Source organism: Ruegeria sp. AL1 (genome assembly GCF_056540905.1).
The window spans coordinates 78,867-97,256 of sequence record NZ_JBQFXP010000011.1 but is presented as its reverse complement, the minus strand read 5'-3'; the positions used below and the strand labels follow the sequence as shown (position 1 = coordinate 97,256).

At 59.5% G+C, this 18,390-nt stretch carries 15 protein-coding genes; 10 read left to right on the top strand and 5 right to left on the bottom strand.

Annotated features, from left to right (window positions below):
* Window positions 1-53: 53 nt before the first annotated feature.
* The 7 genes from xdhA (at window position 54) to ACRZ9X_RS17410 (ending at window position 9,472) form a co-directional block, all read left to right on the top strand.
* On the top strand, window positions 54-1,451 hold the full coding sequence (gene xdhA, locus ACRZ9X_RS17440; RefSeq protein ID WP_480521157.1) for a xanthine dehydrogenase small subunit: 1,398 nt from the start codon (window positions 54-56) through the stop codon (window positions 1,449-1,451).
* Window positions 1,448-3,850 (top strand): xanthine dehydrogenase molybdopterin binding subunit, encoded by a 2,403-nt coding sequence (xdhB, locus tag ACRZ9X_RS17435; RefSeq protein WP_480521155.1) that lies wholly within the window; start codon window positions 1,448-1,450, stop codon window positions 3,848-3,850. Before xdhA ends, xdhB begins: the two co-directional genes overlap by 4 nt.
* Window positions 3,850-4,785 carry a xanthine dehydrogenase accessory protein XdhC gene (gene xdhC / locus ACRZ9X_RS17430; RefSeq protein WP_480521153.1) on the top strand — a complete coding sequence of 312 codons (936 nt, stop codon included), beginning with the start codon at window positions 3,850-3,852 and terminating at the stop codon, window positions 4,783-4,785. The genes xdhB and xdhC overlap by 1 nt, the downstream gene beginning before the upstream one ends.
* On the top strand, window positions 4,782-6,299 hold the full coding sequence (locus tag ACRZ9X_RS17425; RefSeq protein WP_480521151.1) for an ABC transporter ATP-binding protein: 1,518 nt from the start codon (window positions 4,782-4,784) through the stop codon (window positions 6,297-6,299). The genes xdhC and ACRZ9X_RS17425 overlap by 4 nt, the downstream gene beginning before the upstream one ends.
* Window positions 6,300-6,362: 63 nt before the next feature.
* On the top strand, window positions 6,363-7,445 hold the full coding sequence (locus ACRZ9X_RS17420; protein WP_480521149.1) for an ABC transporter permease: 1,083 nt from the start codon (window positions 6,363-6,365) through the stop codon (window positions 7,443-7,445).
* A 1-nt stretch (window position 7,446) separates the two neighbouring features.
* Window positions 7,447-8,367, top strand: a complete 921-nt coding sequence (locus ACRZ9X_RS17415; protein ID WP_480521147.1) for an ABC transporter permease — start codon at window positions 7,447-7,449, stop codon at window positions 8,365-8,367.
* A gap of 31 nt (window positions 8,368-8,398) precedes the next feature.
* Window positions 8,399-9,472 carry a BMP family ABC transporter substrate-binding protein gene (locus tag ACRZ9X_RS17410; protein WP_480521145.1) on the top strand — a complete coding sequence of 358 codons (1,074 nt, stop codon included), beginning with the start codon at window positions 8,399-8,401 and terminating at the stop codon, window positions 9,470-9,472.
* Window positions 9,473-9,573: 101 nt separating this feature from the next.
* Here the strand turns inward: ACRZ9X_RS17410 and ACRZ9X_RS17405 are convergent, their stop codons facing one another.
* From ACRZ9X_RS17405 to ACRZ9X_RS17395, 3 genes are read right to left on the bottom strand one after another with little or no spacing between them, the layout of a single operon-like run.
* Window positions 9,574-10,113, bottom strand: coding sequence for a GNAT family N-acetyltransferase (locus ACRZ9X_RS17405; RefSeq protein ID WP_480521143.1), 540 nt, complete (start codon window positions 10,111-10,113; stop codon window positions 9,574-9,576).
* A gap of 35 nt (window positions 10,114-10,148) precedes the next feature.
* Window positions 10,149-11,384: an HlyD family secretion protein gene (locus ACRZ9X_RS17400; protein WP_480521141.1), complete on the bottom strand. Its 1,236-nt coding sequence runs from the start codon at window positions 11,382-11,384 to the stop codon at window positions 10,149-10,151.
* Between the two features lie 3 nt (window positions 11,385-11,387).
* A complete protein-coding gene (locus ACRZ9X_RS17395; protein WP_480521383.1) occupies window positions 11,388-11,783 on the bottom strand; it encodes a hypothetical protein in 396 nt (131 codons plus the stop codon).
* A 201-nt stretch (window positions 11,784-11,984) separates the two neighbouring features.
* On the opposite strand from ACRZ9X_RS17395, the gene ACRZ9X_RS17390 reads away from it, so the two are divergent.
* The 3 genes from ACRZ9X_RS17390 to ACRZ9X_RS17380 all read left to right on the top strand — a co-directional run bounded on the left by ACRZ9X_RS17390 (window position 11,985) and on the right by ACRZ9X_RS17380 (window position 14,116).
* The gene (locus tag ACRZ9X_RS17390; protein WP_480521139.1) at window positions 11,985-13,052 is read left to right on the top strand and encodes an NAD(P)/FAD-dependent oxidoreductase; all 1,068 of its coding nucleotides are present in this window, start codon (window positions 11,985-11,987) and stop codon (window positions 13,050-13,052) included.
* Complete coding sequence (locus tag ACRZ9X_RS17385) at window positions 13,049-13,702, top strand: DUF938 domain-containing protein (protein WP_480521137.1); 654 nt, start codon at window positions 13,049-13,051, stop codon at window positions 13,700-13,702. Before ACRZ9X_RS17390 ends, ACRZ9X_RS17385 begins: the two co-directional genes overlap by 4 nt.
* Before the next feature lie 69 nt (window positions 13,703-13,771).
* Window positions 13,772-14,116, top strand: coding sequence for a carboxymuconolactone decarboxylase family protein (locus tag ACRZ9X_RS17380; RefSeq protein ID WP_480521135.1), 345 nt, complete (start codon window positions 13,772-13,774; stop codon window positions 14,114-14,116).
* A gap of 272 nt (window positions 14,117-14,388) precedes the next feature.
* Here the strand turns inward: ACRZ9X_RS17380 and ACRZ9X_RS17375 are convergent, their stop codons facing one another.
* Together ACRZ9X_RS17375 and ACRZ9X_RS17370 are read right to left on the bottom strand one after the other, a co-directional pair.
* Entirely contained in the window at window positions 14,389-16,896 is a 2,508-nt protein-coding gene (locus tag ACRZ9X_RS17375; protein ID WP_480521133.1) for a GcvT family protein, read from the bottom strand.
* A gap of 136 nt (window positions 16,897-17,032) precedes the next feature.
* Complete coding sequence (locus ACRZ9X_RS17370) at window positions 17,033-18,286, bottom strand: hypothetical protein (RefSeq protein ID WP_480521131.1); 1,254 nt, start codon at window positions 18,284-18,286, stop codon at window positions 17,033-17,035.
* Window positions 18,287-18,390 lie beyond the last annotated feature (104 nt).

Sequence of the window (18,390 nt, the reverse complement as noted above, 5' to 3'; positions counted from 1 at the left end):
GCATCGAAGGAGGGCCCGACGGGCACAACAGGGTAACGCGACGGGTTTCTCGAATGGATATCACGTTTCTTCTGAACGGAGAGACAGTGGAACTGGCGGATGTCGATCCGACAGCAACCCTGCTGGACTGGCTGCGCGAGGATCGCGGCCTGACCGGCACCAAGGAAGGCTGCAACGAAGGCGATTGCGGGGCCTGCACGGTCATGGTCACCGAGGAAGGCACGGCCAAAGCGCTGAATTCCTGCATCCTCTTCCTGCCTCAACTGCACGGCAAAGCGGTCCGCACGGTCGAGGGCGCAAGCGGCCCCAATCAAGAACCACATCCGGTGCAACAGGCGATGGTCGATCTGCACGGCTCACAATGCGGCTTCTGCACACCGGGCTTTGTCATGTCGATGGTTGCAGGTCACGCCAATGGCGCAACCGACCATGACACCCAGCTTGCAGGCAACCTGTGCCGCTGCACCGGCTACGCCCCGATCATCCGCGCCGCCAAAGCCGCCGAACCCCACCCGGTCCCTGAATGGGTCACCAACGACCAATCCTTCTCTTGTTCACAAATACCTCGGGGGGAGGCCGAAGGCCGGGGGGCAGAGCCCCCCTTCCTGCCCGAAACCGCCGACGAACTGGCCGCGCTTTATACGCAACACCCCGACGCCACTCTGATTGCCGGAGCGACGGATGTGGGCCTCTGGGTCACCAAGCAACTGCGCGACCTCGACCCGGTGATCTTCCTCAGCCGCTGCGATGACCTCAAGGACATCACGATCACCGACAAAGAAATCCGCTTTGGAGCGATGGCCGACATGAACCGCATGGGCGCGGCGTTAGCGGACCACCACCCCTCCTACGCCGAGATGATCCGCCGCTATGCCAGTGTGCAAGTCCGCCACGCGGCCACCGTGGGCGGCAATATCGCCAATGGCTCACCGATCGGAGACAACCCGCCCGCCCTGATCGCATTGGGCGCAACCCTGCATCTGCGCAAGGGCGACGAACGGCGACAGATTCCGTTGGAGGACTTCTTCATCGACTACGGCAAACAGGACCGCGCGCCCGCTGAATTCGTCGAAGCCGTCAGCTTTCCGCGCCAACCCGACCGGCTGAAGGTCTACAAGCTCAGCAAACGGTTCGATCAGGATATCTCAGCCGTCTGCGGCTGTTTCAATATCACCGTTACGGACGGCACCGTCGCACAGGCGCGGATTGCGTTTGGCGGCATGGCGGGCATTCCGAAACGGGCAAGCAACGTCGAGGTCGCGCTGATCGGCAAAGCATGGACGCGCGAGGCAATCGACGCCGCGCTGCCTGCCTTTGCCGAAGATTACTCACCACTCACGGACATGCGCGCCTCGGCCACCTACCGTATGGAAGCCGCCAAGGCGATGCTGGAACGCTATTACCTTGAAGATCAGGGCGAGGTGACCAACGTGTTGGAGGTCCCGGCATGAGCGTGTCTAAGCCCCTCCCCCACGATGCCGCTCCGCTGCATGTGTCCGGCACCGCGCGTTATGTGGATGACATCCCGACGCCCAAGGGCTCGCTGCATCTCGCATTCGGCCTCAGCCCGATTGCCAAGGGCAGGATCACCGCGATGGACCTATCAGCCGTAAAAGCCGCCGATGGGGTGGTGATGGTGATGACCGCAGACGACCTACCCTTTGCCAATGACGTTTCTCCGTCCATTCATGACGAACCCCTGCTGTCGGACGGCACGATCCACTATATCGGCCAGCCGGTGTTTCTGGTTGTCGCCACCAGCCATCTGGCCGCCCGTAAGGCCGCGCGGCTGGGCAAGATCGACTATGCCGAAGAAACTCCGATCCTGACGGTCGAAGACGCTTTGGCCGCCGACAGCCGGTTCGAAGACGGCCCGCGTATCTATGCCAAGGGAGACGCCGATGCCGCCATCTCCAGCGCGTCCCACGTGATCGAAGGCACGTTCGAACTGGGCGGGCAGGAGCATTTCTATCTGGAAGGTCAGGCCGCTCTGGCCGTGCCGAATGAGGGCGCGGATATGCTGGTGCACAGCTCGACCCAGCACCCGACCGAGATACAGCACAAGGTGGCCGATGCCTTGGGTGTTCCCATGCACGCCGTCCGGGTCGAAACCCGCCGCATGGGCGGTGGGTTCGGCGGCAAGGAAAGTCAGGGCAACGCTCTGGCCGTCGCCTGCGCCGTAGCAGCCCGCGCAACCGGCAAAGCCTGCAAGATGCGCTATGACCGCGACGATGACATGATCATCACCGGCAAGCGCCATGCGTTCCGGATTTCCTACAAGGCCGGGTTCGATGAGAACGGGCACATTCAGGGTGTTTCCTTCCTGCACCACGCGATTTGCGGCTGGGCGCAGGATCTGTCCCTGCCCGTCGCCGACCGCGCGATGCTGCATTCGGACAACGCCTACCTTCTGCCAAACGCGCGGATCGAGAGTCACCGACTGAAGACCAACACCCAATCCGCCACCGCCTATCGTGGGTTCGGAGGCCCTCAGGGTATGGTCGGGATCGAACGCGTTATGGACCACGCCGCACATGAGCTGGGTCTGGACCCTGTCGAACTGCGTCGACGCAACTACTATGAGCCCGCGCATCAAGTGGCTGATCAGCCCCTACACCAGAAACCGCTGGGCCATCCCGACCCGCATGAGGACCTGACCAGCCGGGGCGCAGTGGAAACTGGGGATGCCTCGGTTCGACCTCTGCCCACCGGCGGCAACACCACGCCCTACGGTATGGAGGTTAGCGATTTTGAGCTGCACGGCATGACCGAAGCACTACTGGAATCCAGTGACTATGCCGCGCGGAAAGCAGCGATTGCAAAATGGAATGCCGAGAACAGCGTGATCAAGAAGGGCATCGCTTTCTCTCCGGTCAAATTCGGGATTTCCTTTACGCTGACCCACCTGAACCAGGCAGGCGCGTTGGTGCATGTGTACCAAGACGGCTCGGTCCACCTGAACCATGGCGGCACCGAGATGGGACAGGGCCTGTTCCAGAAGGTCGCCCAAGTCGCGGCCTCGCGGTTCGGCATTCCGCTGGAGATGGTCAAGATCACCGCCACCGACACCGCCAAAGTGCCGAACACCTCGGCCACTGCGGCATCGTCGGGCAGTGACCTGAACGGCATGGCGGTGAAAGCGGCCTGCGACACGATCCGCGACCGGATGGCCGACTATCTGGCCGAACGGCATCAGGCCGATCCATCGGCGGTCACATTCGCGGACGGCCACGTTTCAATTGGTGAAGAGCGCTATACCTTCGCCGAAGCCGCCGCACTGGCCTATCAGGGCCGTATCAGCCTGTCGGCGACCGGGTTCTACAAGACCCCCAAAATCGAATGGGACCGGATCGCAGGCCGGGGCCGCCCGTTCTTCTACTTCGCCTATGGCGCGTCTGTCACCGAAGTGGCGATCGACACCCTAACCGGCGAAAACCGCATTCTGCGCACCGATATCCTCCATGACGCAGGCGCATCGCTGAACCCGGCGCTCGATATCGGACAGGTCGAAGGCGGCTACGTGCAGGGCGCAGGCTGGCTGACGACCGAGGAACTGGTCTGGGACGGTAAGGGCAATCTGCGCACACACGCGCCTTCGACCTACAAAATCCCCGCCTGTTCGGACCGGCCCGATATCTTCAACGTCGCGCTTTGGGATGGCCAGAACCGCGAGGACACGATCTATCGCTCGAAAGCGGTGGGTGAGCCGCCCTTCATGCTGGGCATTTCGGCATGGTTGGCTCTGTCGAATGCGGTTGCCGCCTGTGGGGAAACCTACCCGGCGCTAGACGCGCCTGCGACGGCTGAAGAGGTCTGGCGCGGTGTCCAACGGATGAAGGGAGACCTCTGATGGGATTTGACGTGGAGGCTTTGCGGGAGTCGGTCAGAATCCATGGGCGCGTAGTCCGGATTGTCATCGCAGGGATCAGGGGATCGTCCCCGCGCGAAGTGGGCGCTGCAATGCTGGTCTGGCAGGGTGGTCAAAGCGGCACCATCGGCGGCGGAACGCTCGAGTATCAGGCTGCGGAAGCCGCGATGTCCCAAACGACCCCGGCCCGCCTGACCCATCACGCGCTTGGTCCGGATATGGGCCAATGCTGCGGCGGTGCTGTATCGCTGCTGAGCGAGGTCTATGACTGGGACACCGTCAACGTTCTGGACGACGCCGTGATCGCGCGTGCTCCGTCCGGCGGAGACATGCCCCTGTCGGTCAAACGACTGCTGGCGTCGGCGCGCAGTCAGGGCATCGCGCCCGAGCCGCAACTGGTCGACGGCTGGATGATCGAGCCAGTCCACAAACCGACCCGCGACCTATGGATTTGGGGCGCAGGCCACGTCGGTCGTGCCTTGGTCGATGTTCTGGCACCGCTACCTGATCTCGCGATCACATGGGTCGATACGGGCCCTGAGCGTTTTCCCGATACCGTCCCCGTCGGAGTGACCGTGGTTCCAACCGCCAAACCGGCCGAATTGGTCCGCCATGCACCGGACGAAGCCGAGCATCTTGTGCTGACTTATTCGCACAATCTGGATCTGGAGCTGTGCAACCGGCTGCTTTCGCACGATTTCCGCTTTGCCGGGCTGATCGGCTCGGCTACGAAATGGGCGCGATTCCGGTCGCGGCTGGCAGCCCTTGGGCACTCGCCCGAACGGATCAGCCGGATCACCTGCCCGATCGGCGATCCGGGCCTGGGCAAACACCCGCAAATGATCGCCGTCGGCGTCGCCGCGCAGCTCTTGCGCCCGGCCCGACAGACCGAGTTGAAGAAGGACCTGAGCGCGTGACCACTCCACTTTTGAGTCTTCAAGGGCTGACCAAAGCCTATCCCGGCGTCGTGGCCAATGATCAGGTGTCTTTTGACATCGGCGAAGGCGAGGTGCACGCCTTGCTGGGCGAAAACGGCGCGGGCAAATCCACGTTGGTCAAGATGATCTATGGTCTGGTGAAACCCGACAGCGGCACCATGCTGCTGCGCGGCCAGCCTTTCGCACCGCCCGAACCCCGTGCCGCCCGCGCGGACGGGATTGCGATGGTATTTCAGCATTTCTCGCTGTTTGACGCGTTGAACGTGGCCGAGAACATCGCGTTGGGGATGGAGAACCCGCCCCCGATGGGTGATCTGGCCTCACGTATCCGGGAGGTATCTGAGACCTACGGCCTGCCGCTGGACCCTTATCGCACGGTGGGTGACCTGTCCGCCGGTGAACGACAGCGGGTGGAGATCATTCGTTGCCTTTTGCAGGACCCCAAACTTCTCATTATGGACGAACCGACGAGCGTTCTGACGCCTCAGGAGGTTGATATCCTGTTCGAAACGCTGAACAAATTGCGCTCCGAGGGCACGTCGATCCTGTATATTTCGCACAAGCTGGAAGAGATCCGGACGCTGTGCGATCACGCCACGATCCTGCGTCTGGGCAAGAATGTGGGCGAATGCGTTCCGGCAGAGACCTCGGCCCGCGACATGGCCGAGATGATGGTCGGATCGACTCTGCAGACGCCCGAACGGTCGGGGCGCGCGTTTGGTGAGGTCGCGCTGGATGTCAGTGGATTATCGGTGCCGTCACCGTCAGAGTTCGGAACGGCTCTGAAAAATGTTCATATGACCGTTCGCAAGGGCGAGGTTCTGGGCATTGGCGGCGTCGCCGGGAACGGGCAGGACGAATTGTTGGGCGTGTTGTCGGGTGAAATCACGACGGCTGCCGATGCGATCAAGTTCAACGGCCAGCCGATTGGCAAACTCGGACCTACCGCGCGCCGCAAACTGGGTGTGTTGACCGCGCCCGAAGAACGATTGGGCCATGCCGCCGCGCCGGATATGAGCCTGACCGAAAACGCCTTGCTGACCGGATCGGTCCGGGAAGGGCTGGAGAGCAACGGTTTCCTCAAATGGGCCGATACCAAGAGTTTTGCTGAGAAAATCATCAGCGCCTTCGACGTCCGGACGCCGGGGCCCGAAAACGCAGCGCGCTCGCTGTCGGGTGGGAACCTGCAGAAGTTCGTGATCGGTCGCGAAGTGTTGCAGAACCCCGATGTGCTGGTGGTCAACCAGCCGACATGGGGCGTGGATGCGGCGGCAGCGGCTTCGATCCGGCAGGCCATTCTGGATCTCGCGGCCAAGGGAACGGCCGTCATCTGCATCTCGCAGGACCTTGATGAGTTGATGGAAATCTCGGACAGCTTTGCGGCGTTGAACGAAGGCCGGCTGAGTGCCCCGCGCGAGACCACAGGTCTGACTGTTGATGAGATCGGTCTGATGATGGGTGGTGCCCATGGCATGGAGGTGGCGCATGTGTGAACGGTCGCGTCGCCTTCGGCGAGAGTATTTGGAAAAAGATGAAGACGGGCAGGGGATGAGCAGATGATTGTGTTGGAGAAACGGCCTCAGCCATCCAGGGCCTGGTCTTATGCGACCCCTTTGGTGGCGGTGATTGCCACGATGGTGTTTGGTGGCGTTTTGTTCGCTCTGCTCGGCAAGAACCCGGTGGAGGCCATCGGAACCATCTTCTGGGAGCCATTGTTCGGCGAGTTTGCGTTCTATTACCGCCCGCAACTGTTGGTCAAAGGCGCGCCTTTGGTGCTGATCGCGATTGGCTTGTCGCTGGGGTTTCGCGCTGGCATCTGGAACATCGGTGCCGAAGGGCAGTATATCATGGGCGCCATATTTGGTGCCGGTGCCGGGCTGGCCTTCTACCCTCTGGACGCGTGGTACATCTTTCCGATCATGGTGATTGCCGGAGCCTTTGGTGGTTGGCTTTGGGCGATGATCCCGGCCTTTCTGAAGGTACGTTTTGGAACCAACGAAATCCTCGTGTCACTGATGTTGGTTTATGTGGCCGAGCAGATGCTCGCCTCGGTATCATTGGGCCTGCTGAAGAACCCTGAAGGGTTCGGTTTCCCTGGGTCCCGTAACCTGCAGTCGTATGAAAGTGCGCATAACGCCGAACTGATCGCCGGATCAGGGATGCATTGGGGCGTGGTGACGGCATTTGTCGCAGTTATTTTTGCCTATGTTCTACTGAACCGGCATATGCTGGGCTTTCACATCCGGTTGACCGGCGAGGCCCCGCGTGCGGCGAAATTCGCAGGCGTGAACCCGGCGCGTTTGATCCTGTTTTGTCTGGGTATGTCAGGTGCGTTGGCCGGTCTGGCGGGGATGTTTGAGGTCTCAGGGCCGTCGGGTCAGGTCAGTATCGATTTCAACGTGGGCTACGGATTTACCGCAATCATTGTGGCCTTCCTTGGCCGCCTGCATCCAGTAGGGATCCTGTTGGCCGGGTTTCTGATGGCACTGACTTACATCGGCGGCGAAATCGCACAATCTCAACTGGGCCTGCCTGCCGCCGCGATTCAGGTGTTTCAGGGGATGCTTTTGTTCTTCCTGCTGGCCTTTGATCTCCTGACAAATTTCCGCATCCGTGCGGCCCATAGCGAGGTAGCGTGATATGGACCTTGGTGAAATTAACCCCGTCCTTTTGGTCGCCTCGCTGATGGTGGCCGCAACCCCCCTGCTTTTGGCCGCGATCGGAGAGTTGGTCGTCGAAAAAGCGGGCGTTCTGAACCTTGGCGTCGAGGGCATGATGATCGTCGGCGCAATCAGCGGCTTTGCGATCTCGGTCGAGACGGGTTCGCCCTGGCTGGGCTTTATTGCGTCGGCTGTTGGCGGCGCGGTGCTGTCGCTACTGTTTGTGTTGCTGACGCAGGTGGCGCTGGCCAATCAGGTGGCAAGCGGGCTTGCACTCACCTTGTTTGGCCTCGGCTTCAGCGCCCTTCTGGGGCAAAGCTATGTCGGGATCAAACCGCCCAGCATGGGCGATATTCATATCCCGGTGATCAGTGATATTCCGGTGATCGGTCCCATCCTGTTTCAACATGATCCGATCCTTTATGTCGGAATCGCGCTGACGGCGGCTGTCTGGGCCACGCTGAAATACACCCGTGTCGGCCTGATCCTGCGGGCGGTGGGGGAAAACCACGATGCCGCACACGCGCTTGGCTACAAGGTCATCAAGATCCGCATCATGGCGATCCTGTTTGGCGGAGCCTGTGCTGGTATGGGCGGCGCTTACATCAGCCTGATCCGCGTGCCCCAATGGACCGAGGGCATGACCGCCGGTGTCGGCTGGATCGCGCTGGCGCTGGTGGTGTTCGCCAGCTGGAAACCATGGCGGGCCTTGCTGGGTGCCTATTTGTTCGGCGGCATCACCGTTCTGCAGCTCAATTTGCAGGCAGCGGGCGTTGCCATTCCGGTCGAGTATCTGGCAATGTCGCCCTACATTATCACGATCCTTGTGCTTGTGATCCTTTCGGCCGACAAGAGCAGCGCACCTGCCGCATTGGGCCGGACCTTCCATGCCTCGCACTAGGGGCCAACTGTACCAATTTGGGGAGTAACAAATGAAATTCACCACTCTATTGACAAGCGCCGCCATGGCGCTGGGGCTGGCAACAGGCGCCATGGCCGAAGACAAGACCAAGGTTGGCTTTGTCTATGTTGGGCCCGTCGGCGACGGCGGCTGGACCTATGAACACGACAAGGGTCGCCAGGCAGTCGAAGAACACTTTGGTGACAAGGTCGAGACGGTGTTCGTTGAATCCGTTCCCGAAGGCCCGGATTCCGAGCGTGTGATGACGCAGATGGCGCTGGAAGGGGCCGATCTGATCTTTACCACCTCGTTCGGCTATATGGACCCGACGATCAACGTGGCCAAGAAATTCCCGAACGTGAAGTTCGAACACGCGACCGGTTATAAGACGGCACCAAACGTCTCGGTCTATTCGGCGCGCTTCTACGAAGGTCGCGCCGTTCAGGGCCATATCGCAGGCAAGATGACGGAATCGAACATCATCGGCTATATCGGGTCCTACCCGATCCCCGAAGTTATCCGTGGCATCAACTCAGCCTATATCCACGCCAAGAAGGTAAACCCGGATGTCGAGTTCAAGATCGTCTGGGCCTACACCTGGTTCGACCCGGCGAAAGAGGCTGACGCGGCCACCGTTCTGATCGAACAGGGTGCGGATGTGATCCTGCAGCACACCGACTCAACCGCGCCACAGGCGGCTGCGCAAGAGGCGGGCAATGTTGTCACTTTCGGTCAGGCGTCTGACATGAGCGAATACGCCCCGTTCCCGCGCGTCAGCTCGATCATCGACAACTGGGCCCCCTATTACATCGCACGTACTCAGGCCGTGATCGACGGTTCCTGGGAGACTGTGAACACCTGGGACGGCATCCGCGAAGGTATGGTTGAAATTGGTGAGATTTCCGACCGCGTCCCGGCTGACATTAGGGAAGAAGCACTTGCCATGAAAGCCGCCATGGCCGCGGGTGAATACCATCCGTTCACCGGTCCGCTGAAAAAGCAGGACGGCAGCGATTGGCTGGCCGAAGGCGAGACAGCTGATGACGGCACGCTGGCAGGTATGAACTTCTATGTCGAAGGGCTGGAAGGCGAAATTCCGCAATAACATCTGCTATCTTCAATCAAAGAAAAGGCCCGCACTACCTGCGGGCCTTTTTTCTTTTGCGCGGCCATCACCAGGCCGTCACGGATCAGCGAGTGTAGGCTTCACCAGAACTGCGGGTCGGCGAAGGCCTCGGCGCATGAACAGGCTCCGGTAACTGGCAGCATCCGCTCGGACGACAGCGACTGAGCCAGCCACCCTTCAGGGTATTGCAGCTTGAATGGGGCTTGCGCGAATGCCTCGGGAATCTGTCGGAACCCGACCTGCGCATAGTAGCCGGGGTCGCCGTAGGTAAAGACCAGATCGACCCCCTCTTGTGCAAGCGAGGCCAAACCCTGCGCAATAAGGCGTTGGCCGATACCCTGGCCCTGATGATCTGTCGAGACGGCAACTGGTCCGAGGACAAAAACGTTTCTGTGGTCGTCCTGATATCGCAATCGCGAAAAGACGATACACCCCAAAAGGTCCGAACCTTCATCAGCAGTGAACACAAACAGATCCGACGCGGGCGTCTCAATCATTAACCTCAAAGCCAACGCCCCGATCAACGCGCCCTCGTCAACACCTTCCGATGCGGCGAATACCGACCTGAACAGATCACTTATTGCCTCCGTTCTGGAGCTGAATTCAGTTGAAAACCGCATTGGTCCTCATTGGTTTTGGCGTCGGCGGGGCCCAGTCAATGCCCGCCGCTCAGCACCAGCTCGTTCACGGGCATCAAGATCAGACGCAGGCGCAACCCTGCGGCATGGACCACACCGATCGTATCGATAACGTGAAGCAATGCGCTTTGCCAGAACCCATGCTCCTCATGTTCCAGCTTTTCGTGGTTGTCTGTATAGACATTCGCAAGACAGTTGCTGCCCGGCGGAATGTTATCTGCCATGCCTTTGTAAAGTGGCTCCAGGTACACCAGGATCGAACCCGGGTTAGTGTTGGTCTGCACATCTCGCAGCTCGTCCGAGGGGCGGATTTGCCCGGATGGGATGACATCCTGAACCTGCACGACCACTACCGGTATGACGGTGAAAGGTTTTGTCATACAACCCAGCTCTCCGATCATGCCGGGTTTGATGACTTGCGCCGACAGCTGATTGAAGGCCGCCTGAAACCGGTCATGCCCCGAATTGGACGGCACCAAAATACCCGCAGGACGCAGCAACGGGCTGACGTAATCACCGACCTGAAGGCCGAACTGTTCGACGCGTCCGGTGACTCCGGCGCTGATGACGGTTTTGTCCAACTCGGTCAGAGCCGAGTCGAGCTGCGCATTGGCGCTGGCCAATTGGGCCGGGATCAACTCTTCGATCTGCTGCACGACAGCGGCCCGGTTCGATTGGGCGGCAACCAGTTGTGCCTCGCGTTCGGCCACAAGATTTTCCAGCCGGTCAATCTCGGCCAGCCGCACCGCGCTTGATCCCTCATCCCGCAGGGTGGTGTTGCGGTCGAGGTCCTCCAACGCCTGATCCAATGCGGCCTTGGCTCCGGCAATCCCGGCCTCGGATTCGGCCAGATCCGTTTGCGCCACTTTCAGCGAGGCCTGAACCTGCGCAATTTGCGCATGCGCGGCTTCGACCTGAGCCCTCTGGGTGAAATCCTCGATCCGGAAAATCGGCTGTCCGGCTGTCACCAGCTGGTTGTTGGCCACATATACCTCGGACACCCGCCCACCCAATTGCGGCAGAATCGTCACCGTGCGGAAGAACGATGCTGCGGCGGAACTGGAGGGGTGGAAATAGAACAGGGTCGTGATCACGGTCAGCGCCAGGATCGCGCAGGTCGTCAGGCCCCACCGCAACTCGTACCACATTGTGAACAGAGTAATCTCGTGACCGATCCTTTTGCCCTGCACAAATCGGCGGAACAGATAATCCGGCAGCACCGTTACAAGGGCGCACATCAGTGTTTCCAGCATGTTTCAGTGCCCCTGCGCTTTTGGTTCATTCAACTCTGCGACCGCGGATTCGGCCCTGCCAGCCGGGTCCGCGCGATCCCCCGGAGCAAGCGATCGGATCGCATCCGCGATCGACCGCAACGGGGCCGCAAAATCAGGGAACTGGAAACCGGCGACCAGAACGGCGGCAATCCAGAAAATTCCATTATGGGTGAACAGCGCGAGCAGAGCCAGAATTCCAACAAGTTGAAACTGCGGGTGGTTGGTTTCATGCGCCATTTTCTCGGGGATCGAATGCAACGTAAAATATGCCACGCCGAGCAATACAATCACGCCAACGGTAAAAATTATCATGAATGTAAGAAGAAAATCGCTGCCATCCGCCTGGGTCACATATGACGGAATATGGCCGGTGGCCATGGGGTGAATATCTACGGCGTCCACATCTGTCTCCAAATCCTCTGATGTTGCACTAAAAGCAGGCTGAAGGCGGCCAATCAAGTTCCTTTGATACCATCATGCGTCTTTCCGACGCCTCTGAGGCGTGCGATGGTTTGGCTATGTGCGACACCCGCCGAAATTCAGACAACCCGAGCAACCCTCCCTTCCGAGGTCTTTTTGATGATTGATTTTCTTGTGATAGGAGGTGGCATCGCCGGACTGAGCGCTGGCGCATACTTGTCCAGTCATGGCTCAGTCACGGTATTAGAGGCCGAAACGGCCTTGGGCTATCACACGTCAGGCCGATCCGCTGCGCTGTTTGAAAAAGGCTATGGCCCGCCTTCTGTGATGGCCCTGAACGCAGCGAGTGCTGCATTTTTCGAAGAGGGAGATTACCTGTCCTCTCGTGGATTGATGTTGTTGGCAGACAAGGACCAAAGCGACCTGTTTCACCGCGACGTCGCGGATATGGGTTTACAGCAGATATCCATATCCGACGCCCAGCGTCAGATTCCAATCCTGAACCCCAACACTGTGTGTTTAGCAGCCCTCAGCGAAAACGCATTCGATATCGACACAGATCGCGTTTTACAGAATTTCGCCCGAACCATTCGTGCCAATTCAGGTCAAATTCTGTGCAATCAGCGCGTTCACACGATTGGCAAAACGGACCATTGGACCATCAGCGCCAGCCAAACGTTCGAGGCCCGCCAAATTGTAAATGCGGCCGGAGCCTGGGCCGACGAGGTCGCGTGGCTTTCGGGCATTGAGCCGATTGGAATTACACCATGCCGCCGTTCCATCGCCCGCATTCCCGCACCCGGAGGGCACGACCTGCGCAAATGGCCCGTGATGCTGGGGGCTGGCGAAAGCTGGTATGCCAAACCCGATGCCGGAAAATTGCTGGTCTCTCCGGCTGACGCGGATCCGGTTCCGCCCCATGACGCTTTTGCGGATGATTTTGTGCTGGCAGAAGGGATAGCCAGGTACGAAGCCATGGTCACCGAGCCCGTCACACGGGTCGAAACCAACTGGGCCGGGTTACGCAGCTTTGTTCAGGACGGAACACTGGTTCTGGGACCGGACCCGTTAGATCCGTCGTTCATCTGGGCCGCCGGGCAAGGCGGGTACGGATTCCAGACGGCACCTGCTGCAGGGCAGTTGCTGTCCGATCTTGTAACCGGTGCATCCCCTCAATTGGACGCCGCCGCAACGGTCTCTCTCAGTGCCGAGCGGTTTCGCACATGACCTCTCACAAGCTCCCGAAAACGGCTGGCGGTGCTGTGCACGGTGATGGCCATAAACTGATTGCACCTGCGGCCAGCCGGAATACCGATGCCCTGAGCGCTTTGCTGGAACGGATCGCCCCCGCCACCGGTCGCGCTTTGGAGCTTGCCAGCGGAACAGGCCAGCATGTCGCGGAATTCGCACGACGCTTACCCGATCTTCACTGGCAACCCAGCGAAATCGATCCCGAACGACGCTCAAGTATTGATGCATACGCGCGCGGATTGGAAAATGTCGAAAACGCCATCGACCTGAATGCCACGTCCTCAGGATGGCATGGCGCGTTCACCGGACAAGACCTGATTGTACTGATCAACCTCCTGCATCTGATCCCTTGGCAAGACGCGCAGACACTGGTGCGCGAAGCTGCGCTGACGCTGAGTGTTTCGGGCCGCCTCGTCTTGTACGGCCCATTCAAACGGTCAGGTCGTCTGACCAGCGATGGCGATCTGCGGTTCCATAACGCCTTGGTACAACAGGACCCCGAGATCGGTTACAAGGACGATCAAGACATCCTGAAATTGCTGAGGCAGTGTCAGCTGGATCTGGTCGAATTGACAAAAATGCCCGCCAACAATCTGGCCTTCGTCGCCCAGAAGCCGCCGATCTGATCAAGATCAAGGCTTCAGCCCACGTCCTCCATCACATTCTAACTGCAATATGTGTTAGAGGTCACAAACATGAACTGGCAAGACAAACTGTCAAGCACACGTAAAGGATTACGAAATCTGAATTCCGCCATCCCGGATACTGCCCGTGCTTTTGGCGCATTGGGCAAAACCGTCAAGCAAGATGGGATGTTGGATTACAAAACCAAAGAGTTCATCGCTTTGGGCATGGCAATCGCAATTCGGTGCGAGCCTTGTATTACGCTTCACGCCGAAGCGCTGGTCAAAGCCGGTGCGACCCGGGACGAGGTTGCAGATGTGCTGGCTGTTGCCGTCCAGATGGGCGGAGGCCCATCCATGATGTACGCGGCCAAGGCCATGGAGTGTTTCGACGAGCTCTCTGCCGGATCAGCTTAAGGTCGCAAAAGCCTGCTCGCGCAGGCTTGCCTCCGGCGGAGGTATTTTTGAACAGAAGAAGAAATGGTTTCTTAACTTCTCCGTGCCAAGAACACCTTTGCGGTACAGGCGGAGGCGCCGATGGCCGTAACAGGAGAAGGCCCCCTTGCCAAAAGCAGGGGGGCTGGATCTTGCCACCAGCCCCCGCTTCTTCTGTTCGTAAATACCTCCGCCGGAGGCATGTGTCGCCGCAGGCGACGCATTCACACGCGCCGCCTCGGTCTTTTTCCGTGTCAGCCGTCCTTGCGGATGGTTTCGTTCTTCGGGTCGTAGGGGCTGTCGCAGGTCACGACCGCATCCCACAGTTTGCCCTGAATCTTGACCTTCAGCTTGGTGCCTTCAACTGCAAGTTCGGGCGTCACATAACCCATGCCGATGGATTTTTCGAACGCCACCGAGTAGCCGCCCGAGGTCAGACGACCAACGCGCTGACCTTCGGGCGTGTAGAGCGCCTCGCGGCCCCACGGGTCGGCATCGTCCGGTCCATCGATCAGCAGGGTGCAGCACTTGAAGCGCACACCGGTCTCTTCCAGCTTGGCCTTGCCGTAGAAGTCTTTCGACAGGTCGACAAAACGCGGCAGGTCGGCCTCAAGCGGGGTCGCATCGCGACCCAGTTCAGTGCCGAAGGCGCGATAGGATTTCTCCTGACGCAGCCAGTTCTGGGCGCGCGCGCCGACCAGCTTCATTCCGTGCTTCTCACCGGCTTTTTCCAGCAGGTCGAACAGGTAGTTCTGCATCTCGATCGGGTGGTGCAATTCCCAGCCCAGCTCACCGGTATAAGCCACGCGGATCGCGTTCACCGGGCACATACCCAATTCGATCTGACGGGCCGACAGCCACGGGAAGCGCTTGTTGGACAGCGCGGTGTCCGGGTCGGCGTCTTTGATCACCTCTTTCAGAACGTCGCGCGACTTGGGTCCGGCGATGGCAAAGACGCCCCACTGTGTGGTCACGTCCTGGATTTCGATATAACCGAACTCCTCCATCTTGTCCTCGGCCGCCTTACGCAGGTAGTCGGCGTCATACTCGGTCCAGGCACCGGCGGAGACGATGTAGTAGTTGTTCTCGCCATTGCGGACGATGGTGTATTCGGTGCGGGTGGTGCCGTGCGAGGTCAGCGCATAGGTCAGGTTAATACGACCGACCTTGGGCAGCTTGTTGCAGGTGAACCAATCCAGAAACTGGGTGGCGCCGGGGCCTTTGACGACATGTTTGGTAAAGGCCGACGCGTCGATCAGGCCAACGCCTTCACGGATCGCCTTGGCTTCTTCGACGGCGTGTTTCCACCAGCCGCCGCGGCGGAAGCTGCGGGCGTCATGGTCGAAGTTCTCAGGTGCATCGACCGGGCCAAAGTAGTTGGGACGTTCCCAACCGTTCACCCAGCCGAACTGAGCGCCGCGCGCTTTCTGGCGGTCATAGGCCGGAACAGTGCGCAGCGGACGGCAAGCCGCGCGCTCTTCATCGGGGTGGTGCAGGATGTAGACGTGCTCATAGCACTCTTCGTTCTTGCGCGCCGCGAATTCGGTGGTCATCCAGTTGGACGAATACCGCTTGGGGTCCAGCGAAGCCATGTCGATCTCGGCTTCGCCATCGACCATCATTTGCGCCAGATAGTAGCCGGTGCCGCCTGCAGCGGTGATCCCGAAGCTGAAGCCCTCGGCCAGCCACATGTTGCGCAGCCCCGGCGCGGGGCCAACCAGAGGGTTGCCATCTGGAGTGTAGCAGATCGGGCCGTTGAAATCATCTTTCAGGCCGGAGTCGGCGCAAGACGGCACGCGTTCGGCCATCGCCATGTACTGATCGGCAATCCGGTCGATATCCAGCGGGAACAGGTCAGCGCGGAAGCTGTCCGGAACGCCATGTTCGAAACGCGCAGGCGCACCGTGTTCGTAGATACCCAGAATCCAACCGCCTCGTTCCTCGCGCGCATAGGATTCATTGTCGGCGTCACGCACAACGGGGTGCTCGGGGTTACCGGCTTCACGCCATTTGACCAGCTCAGGGTCTTTGTCCATGACGATGAACGTGTGTTCAACCGGGATCGCGGGCATCTTGATACCCAGCATCTTGGCGGTGCGCTGTGCGTGGTTGCCCGATGCTGTCACGACATGCTCGGCGGTGATGACGACCTGCTCATCCGAGGGGACGAGGTTGCCGCCTTGTTCGACCATCTTGGTGCAGGTGACTTCCCAATGAGTGCCGTTCCAGTGGAAGGCATCCGCCTGCATCTTACGAACGATGTCGACGCCGCGCTGACGGGCACCTTTGGCCATCGCCTGGGTCACGTCGGCGGGGTTAATATAGCCATCTTCGGTGTGATAGATCGCGCCTTTCAGGTCTCCGGTTTCGATCAGCGGCCAGCGTTCCTTGATCTGATCCGGGGTCAGCCATTCATAGGCAACGTCGCAGGTCTCGGCTGTCGAGGCATAGAGCATATATTCGTCCATACGCTCTTGCGTCTGCGCCATGCGCAGGTTGCCGACCACGGCGAAGCCTGCGTTCAGGCCAGTCTCAGCCTCAAGCTGCTTGTAGAAATCGACCGAATACTTGTGGATATGGGTCGTCGCATAGGACATATTGAACAGCGGCAGCAGGCCAGCTGCGTGCCAGGTGGACCCGGAGGTCAGCTCATCGCGTTCGATCAGCATCACATCGTCCCAGCCTGCCTTGGCCAGGTGATAGGCAATCGAGGTGCCGACGGCGCCACCGCCAACGACCAGTGCTTTGACTTGGGTTTTCATAGCCGGGTGTCTCCGCTTGAATTCAGTTGACACCATATGGCGTATTTGAGACGCCCGGCGCGACATTCATCCGACCTGTGATAAGAAAAAAACGACCCGCAGGTTACTGCGGATCATGGTTTCGCAGGCCGCAGCCCTAATTCCCGCCCACGGAACAGCGCTTGATGCTGCCTACCTGTGCGCAGGGCTTGATCCCGCCCCCTTTGTGAACCCGCACCTCGCGCGGTGCCGGGGTTTCTTGTACCGGAGCCTTTTGCGCGGTCTCAACCGTTCCGGAGCCAACGGCAGGCAGCTTGGCCATCAAGCGCCCCAAAAGTCCACGCCCCTCGGATTTCGGTTCAGCGCTGGCCTGACGTTGATCGGATGTAAGCAACAGCTCTTGCGCCCGCCCGTACCCGATCTGCATAACCTGCTGGTTTTCAAATACCTTGCCACCGGTTACGTCCATCAGCCCGTCACTATTAAACCCCGAGGCCGTCAGCGTGTTGACCATCAATGCCGTCATATCCATGTTCTGAATTTTTTCAGCCGATACCTTGTCCTGCATCCGCTGCATCTGACCGTAAAGATCATCCATCTTGCTTGCCATTTCCGGCTGCTGATCGTCGGGTACGAAAATACCCGCCCCAACAACAGGTGACGGATAGGCCAGCAACTCATTCAGGCCCGCGTAGTCGATTCGCTCGAGTATATCCCGGATCGCGGTGTCATCAGCCCGGGTCTGCAGTCGGATCACGACCTCTTCGTCAAATCCGATACGACCTTCTATGCTGCGATATTCCCTGTTCGAATTCTGTATGGCTGCGTTTTCCAGAACCTCAACGAAACCGACACCGTCGATCACTGCGAAGCCTTGCTTGACAGACATCGCATTCAGAAAAGCCGCCTGCCGCCCCAGCGCCAAGTTCGCAAGCGAGTTCCGTGCAGATTTTGGCTTGAGCGAGATGTCGAGCCAAAAGGTCTGGCCTTCACTGGAATAGACGGCACCTGTTTCCGCCAGCTTACGAACCAAACCCTCGCGCCCCGAACTGCGCAGGGCCGCAAGTTCCTGCGGGGTGGAAATTGAGCTGATCAAAGGCGTGGGCGCAAACTGGGTCAGGACATTTGTCACAGGCGCAGTCTGTTCGTCCGATAGCTCATGTCTTACCCAACTTTCAGTTGCCGTGGGCAAAAACGACTTCGTCCCCGCTTTCCAGCGGTCCTTACGATCACTTTCCGCCTGTTTGGCCACGCGTTCTGTCTGATACACGTTGAAGCGATCGTTGACCGTGTCGAGATAGCCGCTCAGCGACAAGAGACCTTCGTGCTTTTTGTCTTGCTGATAGTAGTCAAGACCGATCACAACACTTATTGCAATCAGCAGAAATCCAACAAAACGTACGGCGTCCATCTCTTGCCCCAAAGAGTCTCAATCTGCTTTGGCGCTGATACTGATTGCGGATTGGGGCGCGGGTGTGACCGCAACAAGGAGACTGGTGGGTATTCCAACATCCA